Source organism: Hymenobacter lucidus, from assembly GCF_020447265.1.
In the GTDB taxonomy this organism is placed as follows: Bacteria; Bacteroidota; Bacteroidia; order Cytophagales; family Hymenobacteraceae; genus Hymenobacter; species Hymenobacter lucidus.
Window position 1 is genome coordinate 274,114 of the sequence record NZ_JAJADR010000004.1, and the last position, 16,435, is coordinate 290,548.

General features: G+C 58.1%; 13 protein-coding genes. 10 read left to right on the plus strand and 3 right to left on the minus strand.

The window, feature by feature from the left end:
* Nucleotides 1–43: 43 nt before the first annotated feature.
* Entirely contained in the window at nt 44–928 is an 885-nt protein-coding gene (porN, locus tag LGH74_RS15260; RefSeq protein WP_226176980.1) for a type IX secretion system ring subunit PorN/GldN, read from the plus strand.
* A gap of 97 nt (nt 929–1,025) precedes the next feature.
* On the opposite strand, the gene uvrC is transcribed toward porN, so the two are convergent.
* From uvrC to porW, 3 genes are all read right to left on the minus strand, one after another.
* Complete coding sequence (gene uvrC, locus LGH74_RS15265; RefSeq protein WP_226176982.1) at nt 1,026–2,837, minus strand: excinuclease ABC subunit UvrC; 1,812 nt, start codon at nt 2,835–2,837, stop codon at nt 1,026–1,028.
* A 165-nt stretch (nt 2,838–3,002) separates the two neighbouring features.
* A complete protein-coding gene (locus tag LGH74_RS15270) occupies nt 3,003–5,336 on the minus strand; it encodes a penicillin-binding protein 1A (protein WP_226176983.1) in 2,334 nt (777 codons plus the stop codon).
* Nucleotides 5,337–5,345: 9 nt separating this feature from the next.
* A complete protein-coding gene (gene porW / locus LGH74_RS15275; RefSeq protein ID WP_226176984.1) occupies nt 5,346–8,354 on the minus strand; it encodes a type IX secretion system periplasmic lipoprotein PorW/SprE in 3,009 nt (1,002 codons plus the stop codon).
* A gap of 218 nt (nt 8,355–8,572) precedes the next feature.
* Here porW and LGH74_RS15280 point away from each other — a divergent pair, with 218 nt between their 5' ends.
* The 9 genes from LGH74_RS15280 to LGH74_RS15320 all read left to right on the plus strand — a co-directional run bounded on the left by LGH74_RS15280 (nt 8,573) and on the right by LGH74_RS15320 (nt 16,375).
* Entirely contained in the window at nt 8,573–8,812 is a 240-nt protein-coding gene (locus LGH74_RS15280) for an AtpZ/AtpI family protein (RefSeq protein WP_226176985.1), read from the plus strand.
* A gap of 10 nt (nt 8,813–8,822) precedes the next feature.
* The gene (locus LGH74_RS15285) at nt 8,823–9,227 is read left to right on the plus strand and encodes a hypothetical protein (protein ID WP_226176986.1); all 405 of its coding nucleotides are present in this window, start codon (nt 8,823–8,825) and stop codon (nt 9,225–9,227) included.
* Nucleotides 9,228–9,260: 33 nt separating this feature from the next.
* Complete coding sequence (atpB, locus tag LGH74_RS15290; RefSeq protein ID WP_226176987.1) at nt 9,261–10,337, plus strand: F0F1 ATP synthase subunit A; 1,077 nt, start codon at nt 9,261–9,263, stop codon at nt 10,335–10,337.
* Between the two features lie 52 nt (nt 10,338–10,389).
* The gene (gene atpE / locus LGH74_RS15295) at nt 10,390–10,647 is read left to right on the plus strand and encodes an ATP synthase F0 subunit C (protein ID WP_100338570.1); all 258 of its coding nucleotides are present in this window, start codon (nt 10,390–10,392) and stop codon (nt 10,645–10,647) included.
* A 142-nt stretch (nt 10,648–10,789) separates the two neighbouring features.
* The gene (locus tag LGH74_RS15300; protein ID WP_226176988.1) at nt 10,790–11,284 is read left to right on the plus strand and encodes a F0F1 ATP synthase subunit B; all 495 of its coding nucleotides are present in this window, start codon (nt 10,790–10,792) and stop codon (nt 11,282–11,284) included.
* Between the two features lie 76 nt (nt 11,285–11,360).
* Complete coding sequence (gene atpH / locus LGH74_RS15305) at nt 11,361–11,924, plus strand: ATP synthase F1 subunit delta (protein WP_226176989.1); 564 nt, start codon at nt 11,361–11,363, stop codon at nt 11,922–11,924.
* A 4-nt stretch (nt 11,925–11,928) separates the two neighbouring features.
* On the plus strand, nt 11,929–13,512 hold the full coding sequence (gene atpA, locus LGH74_RS15310) for a F0F1 ATP synthase subunit alpha (RefSeq protein ID WP_226176991.1): 1,584 nt from the start codon (nt 11,929–11,931) through the stop codon (nt 13,510–13,512).
* A gap of 98 nt (nt 13,513–13,610) precedes the next feature.
* The gene (atpG, locus tag LGH74_RS15315) at nt 13,611–14,504 is read left to right on the plus strand and encodes an ATP synthase F1 subunit gamma (protein ID WP_226176993.1); all 894 of its coding nucleotides are present in this window, start codon (nt 13,611–13,613) and stop codon (nt 14,502–14,504) included.
* A gap of 191 nt (nt 14,505–14,695) precedes the next feature.
* Nucleotides 14,696–16,375: an FG-GAP-like repeat-containing protein gene (locus tag LGH74_RS15320; protein ID WP_226176994.1), complete on the plus strand. Its 1,680-nt coding sequence runs from the start codon at nt 14,696–14,698 to the stop codon at nt 16,373–16,375.
* Nucleotides 16,376–16,435 lie beyond the last annotated feature (60 nt).

Here is a 16,435-nt window from a genome sequence, read left to right on the forward strand (position 1 = left end):
TACTCTTCTGAACTAACCGCAGCGCTTTTTTGATTACCACGGTATGAACAAATTCTTTTCCTTCGCCGCTTTGGCGGCCAGCCTGACGCTGTCGGTCTCTGCATCGGCTCAGGAGCAAGCTACGACCGCCAGCAGCAACGGCTCGTATCGCCCGATTCCTAACTCGGACATTATGTTCCGGAAAACGATTTGGCGTGCTGTTGACCTTCGCGAGAAGCAGAACAAGCCGATGTTCTCCGAAGGCAAAGAAATCAGCCGCGTTATTATGGAGGCGGTGAAGCGTGGTGAGCTGCAGGCCTACCGCAATGACTCGCTGACGACGACGTACACGCCCGCCGAAGTTTCCGGTCGGATGTCGTACGTAGAAGCCAGCGCCGGTCTGAGCGAAGAGGAAAAAGCTGCTGGTTTCAGTGAGCAGACTTCGGACGATGACTGGGGCACTCCCAAGAAGAAGGGCAAGTCTACCGCTAAGGCCAAGCCGAAAGCACCCGCCGCGCCACCAAGCTACGAGTACCGCTACAAGGACTTGTACCAGATGGAATTGAAAGAGGATATGATCTTCGACAAGAAACGGTCGAGAATGTATCACGACATCAAAACCGTTACGCTGCTGGTTCCTTCAACGCTCAGCACCAACGTTTCGGGTATTGAATCACCCATTGGTACGTTCAAGTACAGCGACTTGGTACGGGTATTCCGTGCTAATCCGGACAAAGCCATCTGGTTCAACTCCCAGAACGATGCTCAGCATAAGAACCTTGCTGATGCTTTTGAGCTCTGGTTGTTCAACTCGTACATCGTAAAGGTTTCGAACCCGAACGACTCGCGTCTGGACGAAGTATATGGCGGGCCGCAGCAAGGCGTTCTGGCTGCTCAGCAAGCTGCTTCCGACCTGATTGAGTATGAATACAATCTCTGGAGCTTCTAAGCATTTAGCGTCTCCTGACAGTAACAAAAAAGGCCCTGCTCACGAGCAGGGCCTTTTTTGTTTTATCCGGGCTACAGAATACCTATCCTTCCTGGCTTTACTCGGTGGGCTCTTCTTGCTGCTGAAAGTAGGAAAGCAGTACCCGCGACTTAGCCTTGCCAATCTCCGCTACCAACTCGGCTTCCGACAGCTCACGAATTTTCTTCACCGACTTAAACTTGCTAAGCAGCTTCTCGGCAGTAGCAGGGCCCAGACCTTTGACGTCGGTCAGCTCAGTTTTGAGCGTGGCCGCGTCGCGGCGGTTACGGTGGAAGGTGATGCCGAAACGGTGTACTTCGTCGCGCATGCGCTGAAACAGACGTAGCGACTCGCTTTTCTTGTCGATGTAGAGCGGCAGCGGGTCGTTGGGGACGTATATTTCCTCCAAGCGCTTAGCAATGCCGATAACTGGAATCTGGCCCCAGAGGTTGAGGTCTTTCAGGGCTTTGACGGCCATGCTAAGCTGGCCTTTACCACCGTCGACGATGACGAGCTGGGGTAGGGAAGCACCTTCGTCGACCAAGCGGCGGTAACGGCGCGTGACGACTTCGTACATCGAGTCGAAGTCGTTGGGGCCGACTACGGTTTTGATGTGGTAGTGGCGGTAGTCCTTCTTGCTGGGTTTGGCGTTGCGGAAACATACCATAGCGGCCACCGGGTTGTCGCCCTGGAAGTTGGAGTTGTCGAAACACTCGATGTGCTTGGGCAGCTCCGTAAGGCGCAAATCCTTCTTAATGGTTTCCATGATGCGCACCTCGTTCAGGTCCTTAGACCGGTCGGTCATGCTTTCCTTCTCCTTGCGCAGGTACATCACATTTTTGATGGACAACTCCAGCAGCTTGCGCTTGTCGCCAATCTGGGGCACGGTGACCACCGCGTTGGGAATGGGCAGCTCTGGGAGTGCCACGTTGACCAGGATTTCGCGGGACTGGCTTTCGAACTCCTCCCGCATCTGCATCACCATCGGAGCCAGAATTTCGGCGTCGGTTTCGTCGAGCTTCTTCACCACTTCCACCGATTGGGTGAGGATAATAGAGCCGTTCATCACCTTCAGGTAGTTTATAAAGGCGTTTTTCTCGTTGGCGGCAATACTGAATACGTCGATGTTGGACAGGGAAGCATTGACAACCGTGGACTTGGCCTGGAAGTCGTCGAGCCGGTCGAGCTTTTGCTTGAAGCTGTGGGCCAGCTCGAACTGTTGATCCTGGGCGGCGGTCATCATCTTCTCCTTGAAGTAGGCTTTCGGTACGCTCAGGTTGCCGCTGAGGATGTTGCGGATCTGCTGGATGTTCTGGTTGTAGCTGTCCTCATCTACCAGCCCTTCACAAGGGCCTTTGCAGTTGCCCAGGTGATACTCCAGACAGACTTTGAACTTGCCAGCGGCTACGTTCTCGGGCGACAGGTTGTAAGTGCAGGTGCGCAGCGGGTAGAGGGCCCGGATCAGCTCCAGCAGGATGTTCATGGCCGTCAGGTTGGCGTAGGGGCCGTAGTAGCGCGAGCCGTCGTTGATCTTCTTGCGCGTGGGCAGCAGCCTCGGAAACCGCTCATTGGTCAGGCAGAGGTAGGGGTAGGTTTTGCCGTCTTTGAGCAGGATGTTGTATTTGGGCTGGTTCTCCTTGATGAGGTTGTTTTCCAGCAGAAAGGCGTCCGACTCACTATCCACGATGGTAAATTCAATGCGCTTGATGTTGCGCACCAGTTGCTGGGTCTTCTTATTGTGGTCCTGCTTGTTGAAGTAGCTGCTGACGCGCTTACGGATATCAATGGCCTTGCCGACGTAGATGATGCCCTCGTCGTCGAAGAATTTATAGATTCCCGGCCGGTGGGGCAGGTGGCGGATTTGTTCTACTAAATGGTCTTTGGCAGCCATAGGAAATGAGGCAAGAGCGGAGGTAGGTTTAACTCCTAAAACAGAGCGGAGGTTAGGATAATTCGAGCCGAAGCAACTCGCAACTATTCTGCAAACAAACAAAAAGTGGCAGGTGAAACTCACCTGCCACTATATTTTAGCGGTTAGCACCAGCTACCGACCGATTTAAATATCCTCGTCGTCAATATCCTGCAGATCCGTCTGGTTGAGCTTCTGGTCGTAGGGAATCGTGTCGCGCTGGCCGCCGTAGTAGCGGCTGCAGTCGATTTCGATGGATAGGGGCTGGGCCGGCTTGGGGAAGGGCGCGGTGCTGACGCCAATGCTCTTATCGGCGTATACTTTGCGCATAAATATGCCGTAGATGGGCAGCGCGGCGCGGGCACCCTGGCCGAAGGAACCCGAGCGGAAGTGGATGCTGCGGTCTTCCCCACCCACCCACATGCCACATACCAGGTCCGGCGTCATGCCCATAAACCAGGCGTCGGAATAGTTGGAGGTGGTACCAGTCTTGGCTCCGATTTCGTAGGGGAATTTGAAGCCGGTTTTCAGGATAACCGAGGTGCCGCCTTTCTCCGTGGTGGAAGCCTGCAGCATATAGGTCATCAGGTAGGCGGTTTCTTCGCTGAGAGCTTCCCGCGTCTGGGGCACAAACTCGCGCAGCACGTTGCCATTCTTGTCCTCGATGCGCGTTACCATCATCGGGGCCGTCCACACGCCTTTATTGACGAATGTGCTGTATGCCCCGCTCAATTCGTAGATGCTCACGTCGCTGGAGCCAAAACCGACCGAGGGCACGGCTTCAATGGGCGAGGTAATGCCGAGGCGCTTGGCGTAGGAAACCACGGTTTCGGGACCGAGCTTCTGCACCAGCCATGCCGTAATCGAGTTCATGGAGCGGGCCAGGGCCTGCCGAATCGTGAAAGTGCGGCCTGAGAAGCCGCCCTCAAAGTTCTTAGGTGTATAAGGGGCCCGGCCGGCGACGGCGGGGAAAGTAGTAGCCACGTCGGGCCGCTGGTAGCAGGGCGAGTAGCCTTGGTCGATGGCGGCGGTGTACACGATTGGCTTGAACGTGGAACCCGGCTGGCGTTTGCCCTGCTTTACGTGGTCATACTTGAAGTACTTGAAGTTGGTGCCGCCCACCCAGGCCTTGATCTGCCCGTTGAGCGGGTTCATGGCCATAAAGCCGGCGTGCAGGTAGCGCTTGTAATAGGCCAGCGAATCGAGCGGCGACATCATGACTTCCTTCTCGCCCTTCCACGAGAAAACCATCATTTTGTACTTCTTCTTCAAGTAGTAGTTGATGGAGTCCTTGTTGCCATCGAAGCGGTTGTCGAGGGAGCGGTACCGCTCGGTGCGCTTGATGGCCGTTTGCAGGAAGTTGGGAATGAGCTTGCCGTTCTCGTCGCGCCAGGGCAGCTGGCCTTTCCAGTGGGCGTCGAACATCTTCTGCTGTTGCTGCATGTGCTCGGCAATGGCCGACTCGGCGTACTTCTGCATCCGCGAGTCAATCGTGGTGTAGATTTTCAGGCCGTCGGCGTACAGGTCGTGGTCGGTTTCCTTGGCCCACTGCAGCAACGACTTGCTGACCTCCGTGCGGAAGTAGGGCGCAATGCCCTTGCTCGAGTTCTCCACGCTGTAGTGCAGCACAATGGGCTTGGCTACGGCAGCGGCGTAGGCGGGCTGGTCGATGAAGGCATACTTGTTCATCTGGCTCAGCACCCAGTCGCGGCGGCGCTTCGAGCGTTCGGGGTTGCGCACTGGGTTAAACCACGACGGCCCGTTGACCAAACCCACCAGCAGCGCCGATTCTTCCAGCGTAAGGGTACGGGGCGGCTTGTTGAAGAAGGTTTTGGCAGCTACGTTCACCCCGAATGCATTGGAGCCAAACTCGGCGGTGTTGAGGTACATCCGCAGAATCTCGCGCTTGGTGTAGTTGCGCTCCAGCTGCACGGCCACAATCCACTCCTTGGTCTTGATAATGAGAGTACGCAGGCCCGGTACATGGCTCAGGCTGCCGTCGTTGAGGTCTTCACGGGTGCGGAACAGCATTTTGGCCAGCTGCTGGGTGAGCGTACTGGAGCCGCGCCGCACGTTGCCCTTCACCATGTAGTAAGGAATAGCGGCCAAGCCCTTGAAGTCGATGCCGGAGTGGCCCTCGAAGCGCACGTCTTCGGTGGCAATCAGGGCATCTACCAGCGTCTGGGGCAGGTCTTCGTAGTCGACGGGCGTGCGGTTTTCCCGAAAGTATTTGCCCATCAGGACTCCATCGGCCGAGTAGACTTCGGAGGCCAGCTCACTTTTGGGATTTTCCAGCGTCTTCAGGTTGGGCATGCGCCCAAACAGGTTCAGAAAATTGACGCTTACGGCCAGGGTATAGAGAATAGCAACCAGCACGCCGCCGCCGAAGAGAACCCAGAGCAGGCGAGTGAAAGCACTAAAACGACCCGGACGCTGGGGTTTGCGGGGCGCGGTTTTGGACTTGGTGGCGGGATAAGCCATGAAGGTGGACTACGGGCGGTAAGTTTGCTGGTAGAAGCGCTGATACTCTTCTACATCCTTGCTTTGGAGCAACAGCGGCAGATTATCAATACCAATAATGAGGGTTTGGTAACCCGCGCCGCGCAATTTGCTGATCGGCGACTGGGGCCCACGCAGCTTCAGGGCGTAGTTCTGAGCCACTTTGGCCCCCGGCAATGATTGTACCACCACTAAGTCGAGCGAGTCGCCTAACAGCATACGCAATACCTGCAAGTTGTTGGCCCGGAAGAAGCGGTTGTTGTAGGCCGTCAACTGGGCGGGCATAGCTTCTACCGGCGCGGCACCTTTGGGAAAAGCCAGCACTACAACGTGGTTGGCGTTTAGGTTGGAAGCATACGCAGTAGCGGGCTTGGCCGGGGCCGGGGCGGGAACAGTAGTAGCTGGAGCCGTCGTACTCGGCTCAGTCGGTGGGGGTAACACCGGAGCCGGAGTTACCGGGGCCTCGGTAGTTTTGGATTGTTTGCCGGCTTTCGTTTTGGTCGGTGCTTTATTGGTCGGCGTGGTCTTAGGACCAGGATTAGTCAGGGTCGGAACTGGCGTAGTAGGCGTAGCCGGCGCGGTAGGGGCGGGCATCACAGGTACCGGGGCGGCCGGGGATTCATTCTCCCCGTAGAAAATCCGCAGCCGGTTGTCTACTTCGCCCGGCCGGAACATCGATACCGACGGTTTCTCAGTCGAAGCCAGGGCTCCGGCCACTTGGCCTTCCTCGTAGCGCTTGTAGCTGGCCAGCAGTTCGCGGGCCTGCCCCACTAATGCGCTTTCCGGATATTCCTTCTGAAACTTCTCCACCGCTGCCTTGGCTACCAGCGGCGGCTGGGTCCGAATCACGAGCAGCGTGCTGAGATAAGCCACTCGGTCGTTCAAATCACTGATTGGATTTTGCTTCCGGGTGCGGGTTAGCACGGCGGTGGCCTTTTTAAACTCCTGCTTTTTGTAGAAGGCAAAAGCCGAATCAAGCTGCACGGCTACCTGCTCGTTGGCAATGGAGGTGCGGCGCAAGTATTCGGGGTCGGCTACCAGGCGGGCATATGAGGAGTTCGGGTACTCCTGCCGCAGCCGCTGGGCATACGCCTCGCCTCTCGGGTCATTCTGCTCCTTGTACAGGAGGTAGAGGCTGTAGAAAACCTCAGGCGAGTGGCTGCTTTTCGGAAAGCGCGTTACCAACTTCTCGTAGGTTTCGGCAGCCCGCGCCGGCTCTTTCAGCTGCTGGCTGTAGATGGCGCCCAACGCAAACAGTGCCTCTTCCACCTGCTTTTCCGAGGCCTGCATCTGGGCGTCGGTCAAGGGAATGTTCTGCCGGTATTGCTTCACCAGTTCCTGAGCCTGCACGGCCGGGTCTACCGCCGGAGCCAGCGTGGCATCCGACGCCGGATTCACACTCGTACTGCCATTGCCGGCAATAGACAGTGGCACATTGCCGCCCTGCGCCGTAGTGGGCGAAGCCGAAGCCTGACTGCTGATGCGCCAATTATCCTGCAATTGCCGGTCGCCCCATTTCCGAATGAAGTCGGACTTAGCCGTGCTTAGGGCCGTGGGGTTGTCGAAGTAAAATAGGGCGCCGCCGGCCCCATTGGCCAGCGCCAGTGGGTCTATTTGCGAGTCGCCGGGCCGCAGGGCACTTACGCTGCCATTGGTAGCCTGCTGCTCCCGGCGGGCGGCCAGCGCTTGCTGGGCGGCCTGCCGGTCAGCTTCCTTGCGACGGGCCGCCAGCTCCGTATTGGCAAAGGCGAGCAGTTGGGTGCGCAGGGCGGCCGAGTCGAGGCGGGCCAGGGTTTGGAGGCTGTCCTGGGTTTCGACGGTGGTAATCTGCTTGGCAAACTCCTTCAGAATCTCACTCCGCTCGGCCGTAGCCGCGTACTCGGGTGCTTCCCGGGCCATGTTCTGCACGGTACTGTCGTAGTAAGCCGCGGCCAGGCGGTAGCGCTGCAGATTTTCGTAGTAGATGCGGCCGGCCAGCAAGTAAGTATAAGACCGTTGGGCGGCATTGTTCTTGTTGGCTTGGGCGGCTTTGCGCAGCAGGGGAAGGGCGTTTTCGTAGTGCTGCTGCCGGTATTCCAGCCGCGCCATTTCGTAGTATATCTTGTCGGTATACTCCTTGTTCTTGGTGTCCTTGAGCAGCTTGGCAAAGTACTTATCCAGCCGTGCCCGGTCGTTGGCATTCAAATCCGATACCTGACCCAGCATCAGCTTGGAAAAGAAATCCAACTCATAGGGTGGGTTTTTCTTCAGAATCTTATTGAGCTGCGCATATGCCTGCTTGTCGTCGCCGTTGGCTTGGTAGAGCTGGGCCAGAATGTAGCGGGTACGCGACTGTTCGTTCTTGGGCGTGATATAGGGAATGGCCTTTTCCAGGTTAGTAATAGCCATTTTCTGGTCGCCAGTTAGCAAAAAATACTCGGCCCGCACCAAAAATAGCTCCCGGGCATTGGGCTCTGTCCCTTTTTCCTTGTCCAGCAGGTCCGATACGGCGGCGGCGTTTTCGTACTCCTTCAGCGCCAAAAACGTGCGCATCAGCCAGATCAGCGCCTCGTGCTTGGCGTTGAGGTCCTTGCTGGTCGTATTCACGTACTTAAAGGTCTTGCCCGCGTCTTCATACTCCTTCTTATAGTAGCGGGCCTTCCCGATCAGCAAGTAGCTGTCATCGGTCCAGTCGGAGCCCGGCCGGTGCTGAATCGGCAGCGAGGCTTTTTTAATAATGTCGTCGAGGTCGGCCGTGATGCGGCCTACCGTGGCATCGTCCAGGGTCGGAAACAGGGGCAGAATCCGGTTGTAGTCGCTCACGCGGGATTTGTAGAGGGTTTCCTCCGTGGCCCGCAGCTTCTCGCGAGCCAGAAAGAAACCGTTGTCGCGGGCTACCACGTTTTCGTAGGCATGGCCCAGCACGGACTTACGTTCCGAGGAGCAGGCGCCCACTCCCAGCAGCACGGGCAGCAGGGCAGCGGAAGCGAAAAGCAGGCGGAAAAGCGGATACTTCGTCAAAGCAGATAGTAGGGTCGGGGCCACGCAGTACAGGTTTTAACGCGCATCCCGCGCCGATTCGTTCGTTCGGCAGCGGGGCACGGTATCTACAACGCAGCACTTTGGGTAAAATTACGGTTTTTCCGTAGCCGTAGCGGTTTGCCTGCGTATCTGGCAACCGAAGCACCGGTCAGTGGCCGGAAAATCAATACTTTCGCACCCCCAAACCTTCACCTGCCATGGCCGCCGCTGCTCCCCAACCCCCAGACTCCAACGACTCGGACCGGCTGCGGGCCTTTGCCAAATACTCCGGGCTGGCCTTTCAGATGCTGGCCATCATCGGCGTCTGCACCTGGGGTGGGCTGAAGCTGGACGAATATGTGCACAACGACAAGCCCTGGTACACCATCAGCCTGATGGTTTTCGGCCTGATTGCCGCCACCTACCAGGTTATCCGCTCCCTTTCCCGCAACGACTAATTACTGCCCAGTGCTTTTCCTTCGCAACTTTTTGATTTTCTGCGTCATCGTCTGGGCCATCATGTATGGCCTGCAGATGCAGTTCGGCGCGGCCGTCATTCACCCGCTGGCTTACTACGTGCTGGCCTTCTTCGCCGTGCTGACCGCCATTACCTACTGGCTCACGGCCGTGCTGCTCAAAGCCAACCCCGACGGGTTTATGGTGGCTTTCTTTGGGGGCATGGTGGTGCGCCTGCTCTTGTCGGTCGCTATGGTGATGATATACCTATATAAAGGAGGCGCGAAGGAAGGTCACGGCACTTGGACCTTCCTCGGAAGCTTCTTCCTCCTGTATTTCTTGTTTGCCGGGTTTGAAATCTGGAGCATCCTGAGTAACTTGCGCCCGTTTTCAAAACCGGGTGAAAGCCAATTGTGAAGGTTTTGTGAGCACCACCCTAACCCTCTTTGAATGAAGCGTTTACTGATAGCTCTCTTCTGCATTCTTTCGCTTCCCGTGTTTGCCAACGAACCCACCGCAACACAGGCCGAAGCAACCGACAAGGAGGCTTTCAGCCCCGGCGAGATGATTCTGCACCACATCGGGGATTCGCACGAATGGCATTTCGCCACGCTCGGCGACGAAGAACACGGCACGCACTTCACCATTCCGCTGCCCGTCATTGCCTACCAACCTGCCAAAGGGCTGAGTGTTTTCTCCTCGTCCAAGCTGGCCCACGGTGAAGCCTACAACGGCCTGAAGCTGGAGCACGAGCACCTCGTAGCCGAAGACGGCAGCAAGGTATACGATTTTTCGATTACTAAAAATGTGGCCTCGCTTCTGCTGAGCGCCGCCATCCTGCTGCTCGTGTTTACGGCCGTGGCCCGCGGCTACCGCCGCAACCACGGCGGTGCCCCCCGCGGCATCCAGTCGTTCTTCGAGCCCATCGTCATCTTTATCCGCGACGAAGTAGCCAAGAAGTCTATCGGTCCGAAGTACGAGCGCTACATGCCGTACCTGCTGACTATCTTCTTCTTTATCTGGTTCAACAACCTGCTGGGCCTGATGCCGGGTGCCGCCAACCTCACCGGTAACATCGCCGTTACCATGACCCTGGCCTTGATGACGCTGCTCATCACCCTGGCCAGCTCCAACAAAAACTACTGGGCTCACATCTTTGCTACGCCCGGCGTACCGAAGCCCCTGCTGCTCATCATGATTCCGGTGGAACTGATTGGCGTAGTGGTAAAGCCTTTCTCCCTGATGATCCGACTGTTTGCCAACATCACGGCCGGTCACATCGTGGTGCTGAGCTTCATTTCGCTCATCTTCATCTTCAAGAGTATCTTCATCAGCCCCGTTACTCTGGCTTTCGGCCTGTTTATTAACGTGCTCGAGCTGCTGGTTGCTATTCTGCAGGCCTACATCTTCACCCTGCTCACCGCCATGTACATCGGCGGCGCGGTAGAGGAGCACCACGATGCCGACTACCAGATGGGCGGCGGCGATGGTGCCGATGAGGCCCACGTAGCCCACGCGGCTCACTAAGTTTTCTCACCCCTGAATTTTTCGTTTTTCACTTCTCTCTAATTTCTGTTTTATGCTTCTTTCTCTGTTGTTGCAGGTTGCGAATTCTGTTGGTCTGGCTGTAATGGGTGCCGGTATCGGTGCTGGTCTGGTTGCTCTGGGCGTTGGTCTGGGTATCGGCCGTATCGGTGGTAGCGCTATGGAGGCCATCGGCCGCCAGCCAGAAGCTTCCGGCAAAATTCAAACGGCTATGCTGATCGTAGCGGCTCTGATCGAAGGTCTGGGTCTGTTCGCAGTAGTAGTCTGCTTGCTGATTTCGTTCAACCTCTAGAGCTAGGGGCAATGCCTAAGCAGCCCGCTGCGCATCGCTTCGGCGCACGGCGCGGCGGGCTGACTTGGCTTTTTTGGGTTGCTGGAAAGGCTCGTACGCGGCCTTTCTTCTCCTCGATACTCCCACTTCCTACTCTGAGTATATGGAATTGATAACCCCCAATATTGGCCTGATTTTCTGGCAGCTGGTGATTTTCCTCATCGTGCTGTTCCTGCTGGCCAAATTTGCCTGGAAACCCATTCTTGGCTCCCTTAAGGAGCGTGAGGATTCGATTGAAAGCGCCCTGCGCATGGCCGATCAGGCCAAGCTGGAAATGCAGCAGCTGAAAGCCGGTAACGAAAAACTCATCGCCGAAGCTCGTATGGAGCGCGACAAGATGATGCAGGAAGCCACCCAAATGGCCAACCAGCTCATCGAGCAGGCGAAGAACAAAGCTACCGAGGAAGGCAGCCGCATGATTATGCAGGCCCGCGAAGCCATCCAGAACGAGAAACACGCTGCGCTGACCGAGGTGAAAAACACGGCCGCCAAGCTTTCCATCGATATTGCTGAGCGCATCCTGCGCCGTGAGCTGGCGGATGCTGGCTCCCAGCAGCAACTCGTGGACTCGTACCTGAAGGATGTTAAACTGAACTAGAAGTTAGTGGCTAGCAGCCGGCCATGACCTGTGTCGTGGCCGGCTCCTACCTCCTGGCTCCTTAACTTCTACAAGTATGTCTGAACAACGAGTTGCCTCCCGCTACGCCAAGTCCCTGCTGGATCTGGCCGAGGAGCGCGGAACGCTGGAGCAAGTAAAGCTCGACATGGATCTGTTCCGCAAAACGCTGGAGCAAAACCGTGACCTGCGCCTGCTCTTGCGCAATCCCATCGTGAAGCACGATAAGAAGCTGGCTATTCTGAAGGCAATCTTCGGCGGCAAGGTGTCGGATATCACGGAGAAGTTTTTCTCCATCGTGACCCAGCACAACCGCGAAAGTGCCCTCGAATGGGTAGCTACCGAGTTCCAAAGCCAGTACGATTTGCTGCGCGGTATGCAGGTAGCCCAGGTTACCACGGCCCAGCCGCTGGCCCCGGCCCTGCGCGAGCAGCTCAACACGATTGTGCGTGAGCAGTCGGGCCTGCAGAACGTTACGCTTCAGGAATCGGTTGATGAGTCGCTGATCGGCGGCTTCATCCTGCGCGTCGGCGACCGTCAGCTCGACGAGTCGGTGCGCAACAGCCTGCGCAAGCTGCGCAATTCCTTTAAAGAGAACCCCTACCAACACCATATTAACTAATAACATGGCAGACGTGCGTCCGGATGAAGTATCCGCCATTCTGCGGGAGCAGCTGTCCAACTTCAAGACCGAAGCCGAACTCGAAGAGGTTGGTACGGTTCTCCAGGTTGGTGACGGTGTAGCCCGTATCTACGGTCTGGGCAATGCCCAGGCGGGGGAATTGATTGAATTTGAAAACGGCCTGCAAGCGCTGGTTCTCAACCTGGAAGAAGACAACGTAGGTGCCGTAATGCTCGGCGACTACAGCGACATCCGGGAAGGTGCTACCGTGAAGCGGACCAACAAAATTGCTTCGATCCAGGTTGGCGAAGGCATCATCGGTCGTGTTGTGAACACGCTCGGTCAGCCTATCGACGGCCGTGGTCCTATTGCCGGCGAAACGTTCGACATGCCCCTGGAGCGTAAGGCCCCCGGTGTAATCTATCGTCAGCCCGTAAACGAGCCCATGCAGACCGGTATCAAGGCTATCGACGCCATGATTCCAATTGGCCGGGGCCAGCGGGAGCTCATCATCGGCGACCGTCAGACGGGTAAGTCGACGGTTGCGCTTGACGCCATCCTGAACCAGCGCGAATTCTTTGAGCGTGGCGAGCCGGTTTTCTGCATCTACGTTGCCGTAGGTCAGAAAGCCTCGACCGTAGCCCAGATCGTGCAGGCCCTGACCAAGGGCGGTGCTATGGACTACACTGTAGTAGTGGCCGCTACCGCCGGCGACCCGGCTCCAATGCAGTTCTTTGCTCCCTTCACTGGTGCCGCCATCGGCGAATTCTTCCGTGATACGGGTCGTCCTGCTCTGGTTGTCTATGATGACTTGTCGAAGCAGGCTGTGGCCTACCGCGAAGTGTCGCTGCTGCTGCGTCGTCCTCCCGGACGTGAGGCGTATCCCGGTGACGTATTCTACCTGCACAGCCGCCTCTTGGAGCGTGCCGCGAAGATCAACGCTTCCGACACTATTGCGGCCGACATGAACGACCTGCCCGCTAGCATCAAGCACCTGGTGAAAGGTGGTGGCTCGCTGACGGCTCTGCCGATCATCGAAACCCAGGCTGGTGACGTTTCGGCTTACATCCCAACGAACGTAATTTCGATTACGGACGGTCAGATCTTCCTTGAGACCAACCTCTTCAACTCGGGTGTGCGTCCCGCTATTAACGTAGGTATCTCGGTATCGCGCGTAGGTGGTAACGCCCAGATCAAGTCGATGAAGAAGGTGGCCGGTACGCTGAAGCTCGACCAGGCCCAGTTCCGCGAGCTGGAAGCCTTCGCCAAGTTCGGCTCCGACCTCGACGCCTCCACCAAGCTCACCATCGAGCGGGGCCGTCGTAACCTCGAAATCCTGAAGCAGCCTCAGTTCTCGCCCGTAAAGGTGGAAGACCAAGTGGCTATCATCTACGCTGCTACCAACGGTCTGCTTGACCTGGTGCCCGTAGACAAGGTTCGGGCCTTCGAAACCGAGTTCCGCCAGGTGATGCAGTCGCGCCACCCCGAGGAGCTCAAGGCGCTGAAAGCCGGTAAGTTGGATGACAACATCACCAACGCCATCCGTCAGGTTGCCAAAGACCTGTCGGCGGTTTACGCTTCTAAGTAATTGGTTGATTGTTGGTTGTTGATTGTTAAATGAGTCGCGCCACAGGCCGGGTCGTTCAACAATCAACAATCAGCAACTGACAATCAACATTCAACTAAATGGCTAGCTTAAAAGAAGTCCGCAACCGCATTGTATCGGTGCAAAGTACGCAGCAAATCACCAAAGCCATGAAGATGGTGGCGGCGGCTAAGCTGCGGCGCGCTCAGGACAACATCCTGCGCATGCGCCCCTACGCCCAGCGGCTCAACAGCATTCTGAGCAACCTCACCAGCTTGGCCGGCGACGACGTAGTGAGCGAGTATGGGGTGCAGCGCGACGTGCGCCGCGTGCTCATCATCGCCGTTACTTCCGACCGGGGCCTGGCCGGAGCTTTCAACAGCAACATCTTCAAAGGGGTGAATGCCCTGATTGCGGAGCGTTATGCTGCTCAGGCTGCTGCCGGCACCATTACGGTAATGGCCATCGGCAAGCGCGCCCACGAGTACTTCTCGAAGCGCGGTCCGGTGTTGGGCAACTACACCCACGTATTCGGACAACTCTCGTTCGATACGGTGCGCGTGGCGGCCGAGCAGGCAATGGAAGGTTTCCGCACCGGTCAGTTCGACGAGGTGACAATGGTGTACAACGAGTTCAAGAACGTGGCCACGCAGGTGGTACGGGCCGAGCAGCTGCTGCCACTGGTAGCCGCTGAGGCTCCGGCTGCTGCCGCCGCTACCTCGAACGTGGACTACATCTTCGAACCCTCGAAAGAGGAAATCGTGCAGACCCTGATTCCCCAGTCGCTGAAGGTGCAGCTCTACAAGGCCGTACTGGAAAGCAACGCTTCGGAGCACGGCGCCCGCATGACGGCCATGGACAAAGCCACGGAAAACGCCGGCGAGCTGCTCAAGTCGCTCAAGCTGACCTACAACCGCACGCGTCAGGCGGCTATTACCACCGAGATTCTCGAAATCGTGGGTGGGGCCGAAGCCCTGGCGGCCAGCCGCGGCTAAGGATACGCTGAATGAATCTGTAAAAGGCCCGCTTCCGCAAGGAGGCGGGCCTTTTCTTATGCGTGCTGTGAGCGGGGTGGCGTATAACGGCCCGCCGAAACCCGGTGCTGCCCGCTCCAAATTTGGCTACCCAATTGCGGTGGCCACAGTACCTTTGGTATCCTTAACCATCTTTTTATTCTTCGCTATTGATGAAGCGTTACTTCCTGGGGCCTCTGGCTCTGCTATTGCCGGCCGCCGCTGTTTCGGCTCAGAGCTTTGCCATAACGGGCTTGCAACCCGCCGCCAATTCTACCGCTATACCGCGCACTGGCAGCCTGCAGGTTGCATTTTCGCTGCCGTTGGCCGCCGATGCCGGCACGGCCGGCGGGCTGACGGTATTCAGCAGCCAGTATGCGGGCCGGCTGTCCGGTGCTACCGCCGTGGCCGGCAATACCCTCACGTTCCGGCCCACCAGCGGCTTCCGGCCCGGTGAGAAAGTGCTGGTGAGCGTGCCCACTACCGTGCGCAGCAGCACCGGTACTGCCCTGGCCCGAGCCCGGGTGTACGAGCTGACGGCCGCCGCGCTGGGCAGCAGCGGTCCATTCCCGCCCAGCGTGACGGTGGGCGTGGGCAATGCTCCCTTCAACGTGGCCACCGGCGACCTAAACAACGACGGCTCCCTCGACCTGGTAACCGCCAACCTGGGTAGTGGCGACGTGAGTGTGCGCCTCAACAACGGCCAAGGCACGTTTGGCGGCACAGGTCTGGTAGGAGTGGGGCCGGTGCCGTTCTGGGTGCAGCTGGGCGACATCGACGGCGACGGCGACCTGGATATTCTTACCGCCAACCTCGGCAATAGCACTATCAGCATCCGGCCCAACGATGGGCTGGGCCAGTTTGGGGCGGGCAGCAACCTGCCGGTAAGCATCCAGGTCCGCCACCTGGCCCTAACCGACATCGACGGCGACGGTGACCTGGATATTCTGGGTGTAGGCGAAGGGAGCAATCCGGGGCTGAACGTGCTGCGCAACATCGGCGCGGGCTCCTTCGCGGCCCCGGTGGCCCTGGCCGTGGGCAGCGTCCCGTGGTTTGTAGCTGCCGCCGACGTAGACAACGACGGCGACCAAGATGCGCTGGTGGCTAACAACGACGCCGATGGCACCGTGGACCTGCTGCGCAACGACGGCTTTGGCACCTTCACTCGCACCGTGGTACTGCGCCTGAGCGGCGCTTTAAGCAGCGTGAGCACGGCCGATATGGATGCCGACGGCGACCAGGACCTGCTCATCACCAATATTGGTAGCAACACGCTGGTTATGGCCCGCAACAACGGCCAGGGCGCATTCGCGGTGGCCAGTACGCTGCCAAACATGGGGCAGCCCCGCATGGCAGTGCCCGCCGATATGAACGGCGACGGCGCCCCCGATGTGGTAACCAGTAGCCAGGGCCGGGAGCAGGTGATAGTGGCCGTCAACAACGGCCTCGGCCAGCTTTCGCGCACCAACTTCCTCTCCACGGCCCTCGAACCCATTGGCGTAGCCACCGGCGATATCGATGCCAACGGCACCCTAGATATTCTGGTGGCCAACATCGGCAGCAACATCGTGAGTACTTGGCTTTCCAACGCCGGGGTGCCCACGTCGAGCACGGCAGGCGGGGCACCCGCGGCCCGCCTACAGCTGGTTCCCAATCCCGCCTACCAGACCACCCGCGTGCAGGTGCCAGCCGGTACGGCGCAGGTGCAGCTTATCAGCCCGCTGGGGCAGGTAGTGCGCACCCAGCCCGTAGGCGCAGGTCAGGCCGAGGTACTGGTGCCGCTGGCCGGGCTGCCGGCCGGCGTGTATCTGGTGCGGGCCGGGCAGGCCGTGGGGCGGTTGGTGGTGCAGTAACTACCTGGTTTCCGCTAAACCTGAAGGGCCCGCTTCCGCAAGGAGGCGGGCCTTTTTGCT

Coding starts and splice junctions, on each gene's coding strand:
- porN (WP_226176980.1), top strand. CDS start 44: ATGAACAAATTCTTTTCCTTCGCCGCTTTGGCGGCCAGCCTGACGCTG.
- uvrC (WP_226176982.1), bottom strand. CDS start 2,837: ATGGCTGCCAAAGACCATTTAGTAGAACAAATCCGCCACCTGCCCCAC.
- LGH74_RS15270 (WP_226176983.1), bottom strand. CDS start 5,336: ATGGCTTATCCCGCCACCAAGTCCAAAACCGCGCCCCGCAAACCCCAG.
- LGH74_RS15280 (WP_226176985.1), top strand. CDS start 8,573: ATGGCCGCCGCTGCTCCCCAACCCCCAGACTCCAACGACTCGGACCGG.
- atpB (WP_226176987.1), top strand. CDS start 9,261: ATGAAGCGTTTACTGATAGCTCTCTTCTGCATTCTTTCGCTTCCCGTG.
- atpE (WP_100338570.1), top strand. CDS start 10,390: ATGCTTCTTTCTCTGTTGTTGCAGGTTGCGAATTCTGTTGGTCTGGCT.
- LGH74_RS15300 (WP_226176988.1), top strand. CDS start 10,790: ATGGAATTGATAACCCCCAATATTGGCCTGATTTTCTGGCAGCTGGTG.
- atpH (WP_226176989.1), top strand. CDS start 11,361: ATGTCTGAACAACGAGTTGCCTCCCGCTACGCCAAGTCCCTGCTGGAT.
- atpA (WP_226176991.1), top strand. CDS start 11,929: ATGGCAGACGTGCGTCCGGATGAAGTATCCGCCATTCTGCGGGAGCAG.
- atpG (WP_226176993.1), top strand. CDS start 13,611: ATGGCTAGCTTAAAAGAAGTCCGCAACCGCATTGTATCGGTGCAAAGT.
- LGH74_RS15320 (WP_226176994.1), top strand. CDS start 14,696: ATGAAGCGTTACTTCCTGGGGCCTCTGGCTCTGCTATTGCCGGCCGCC.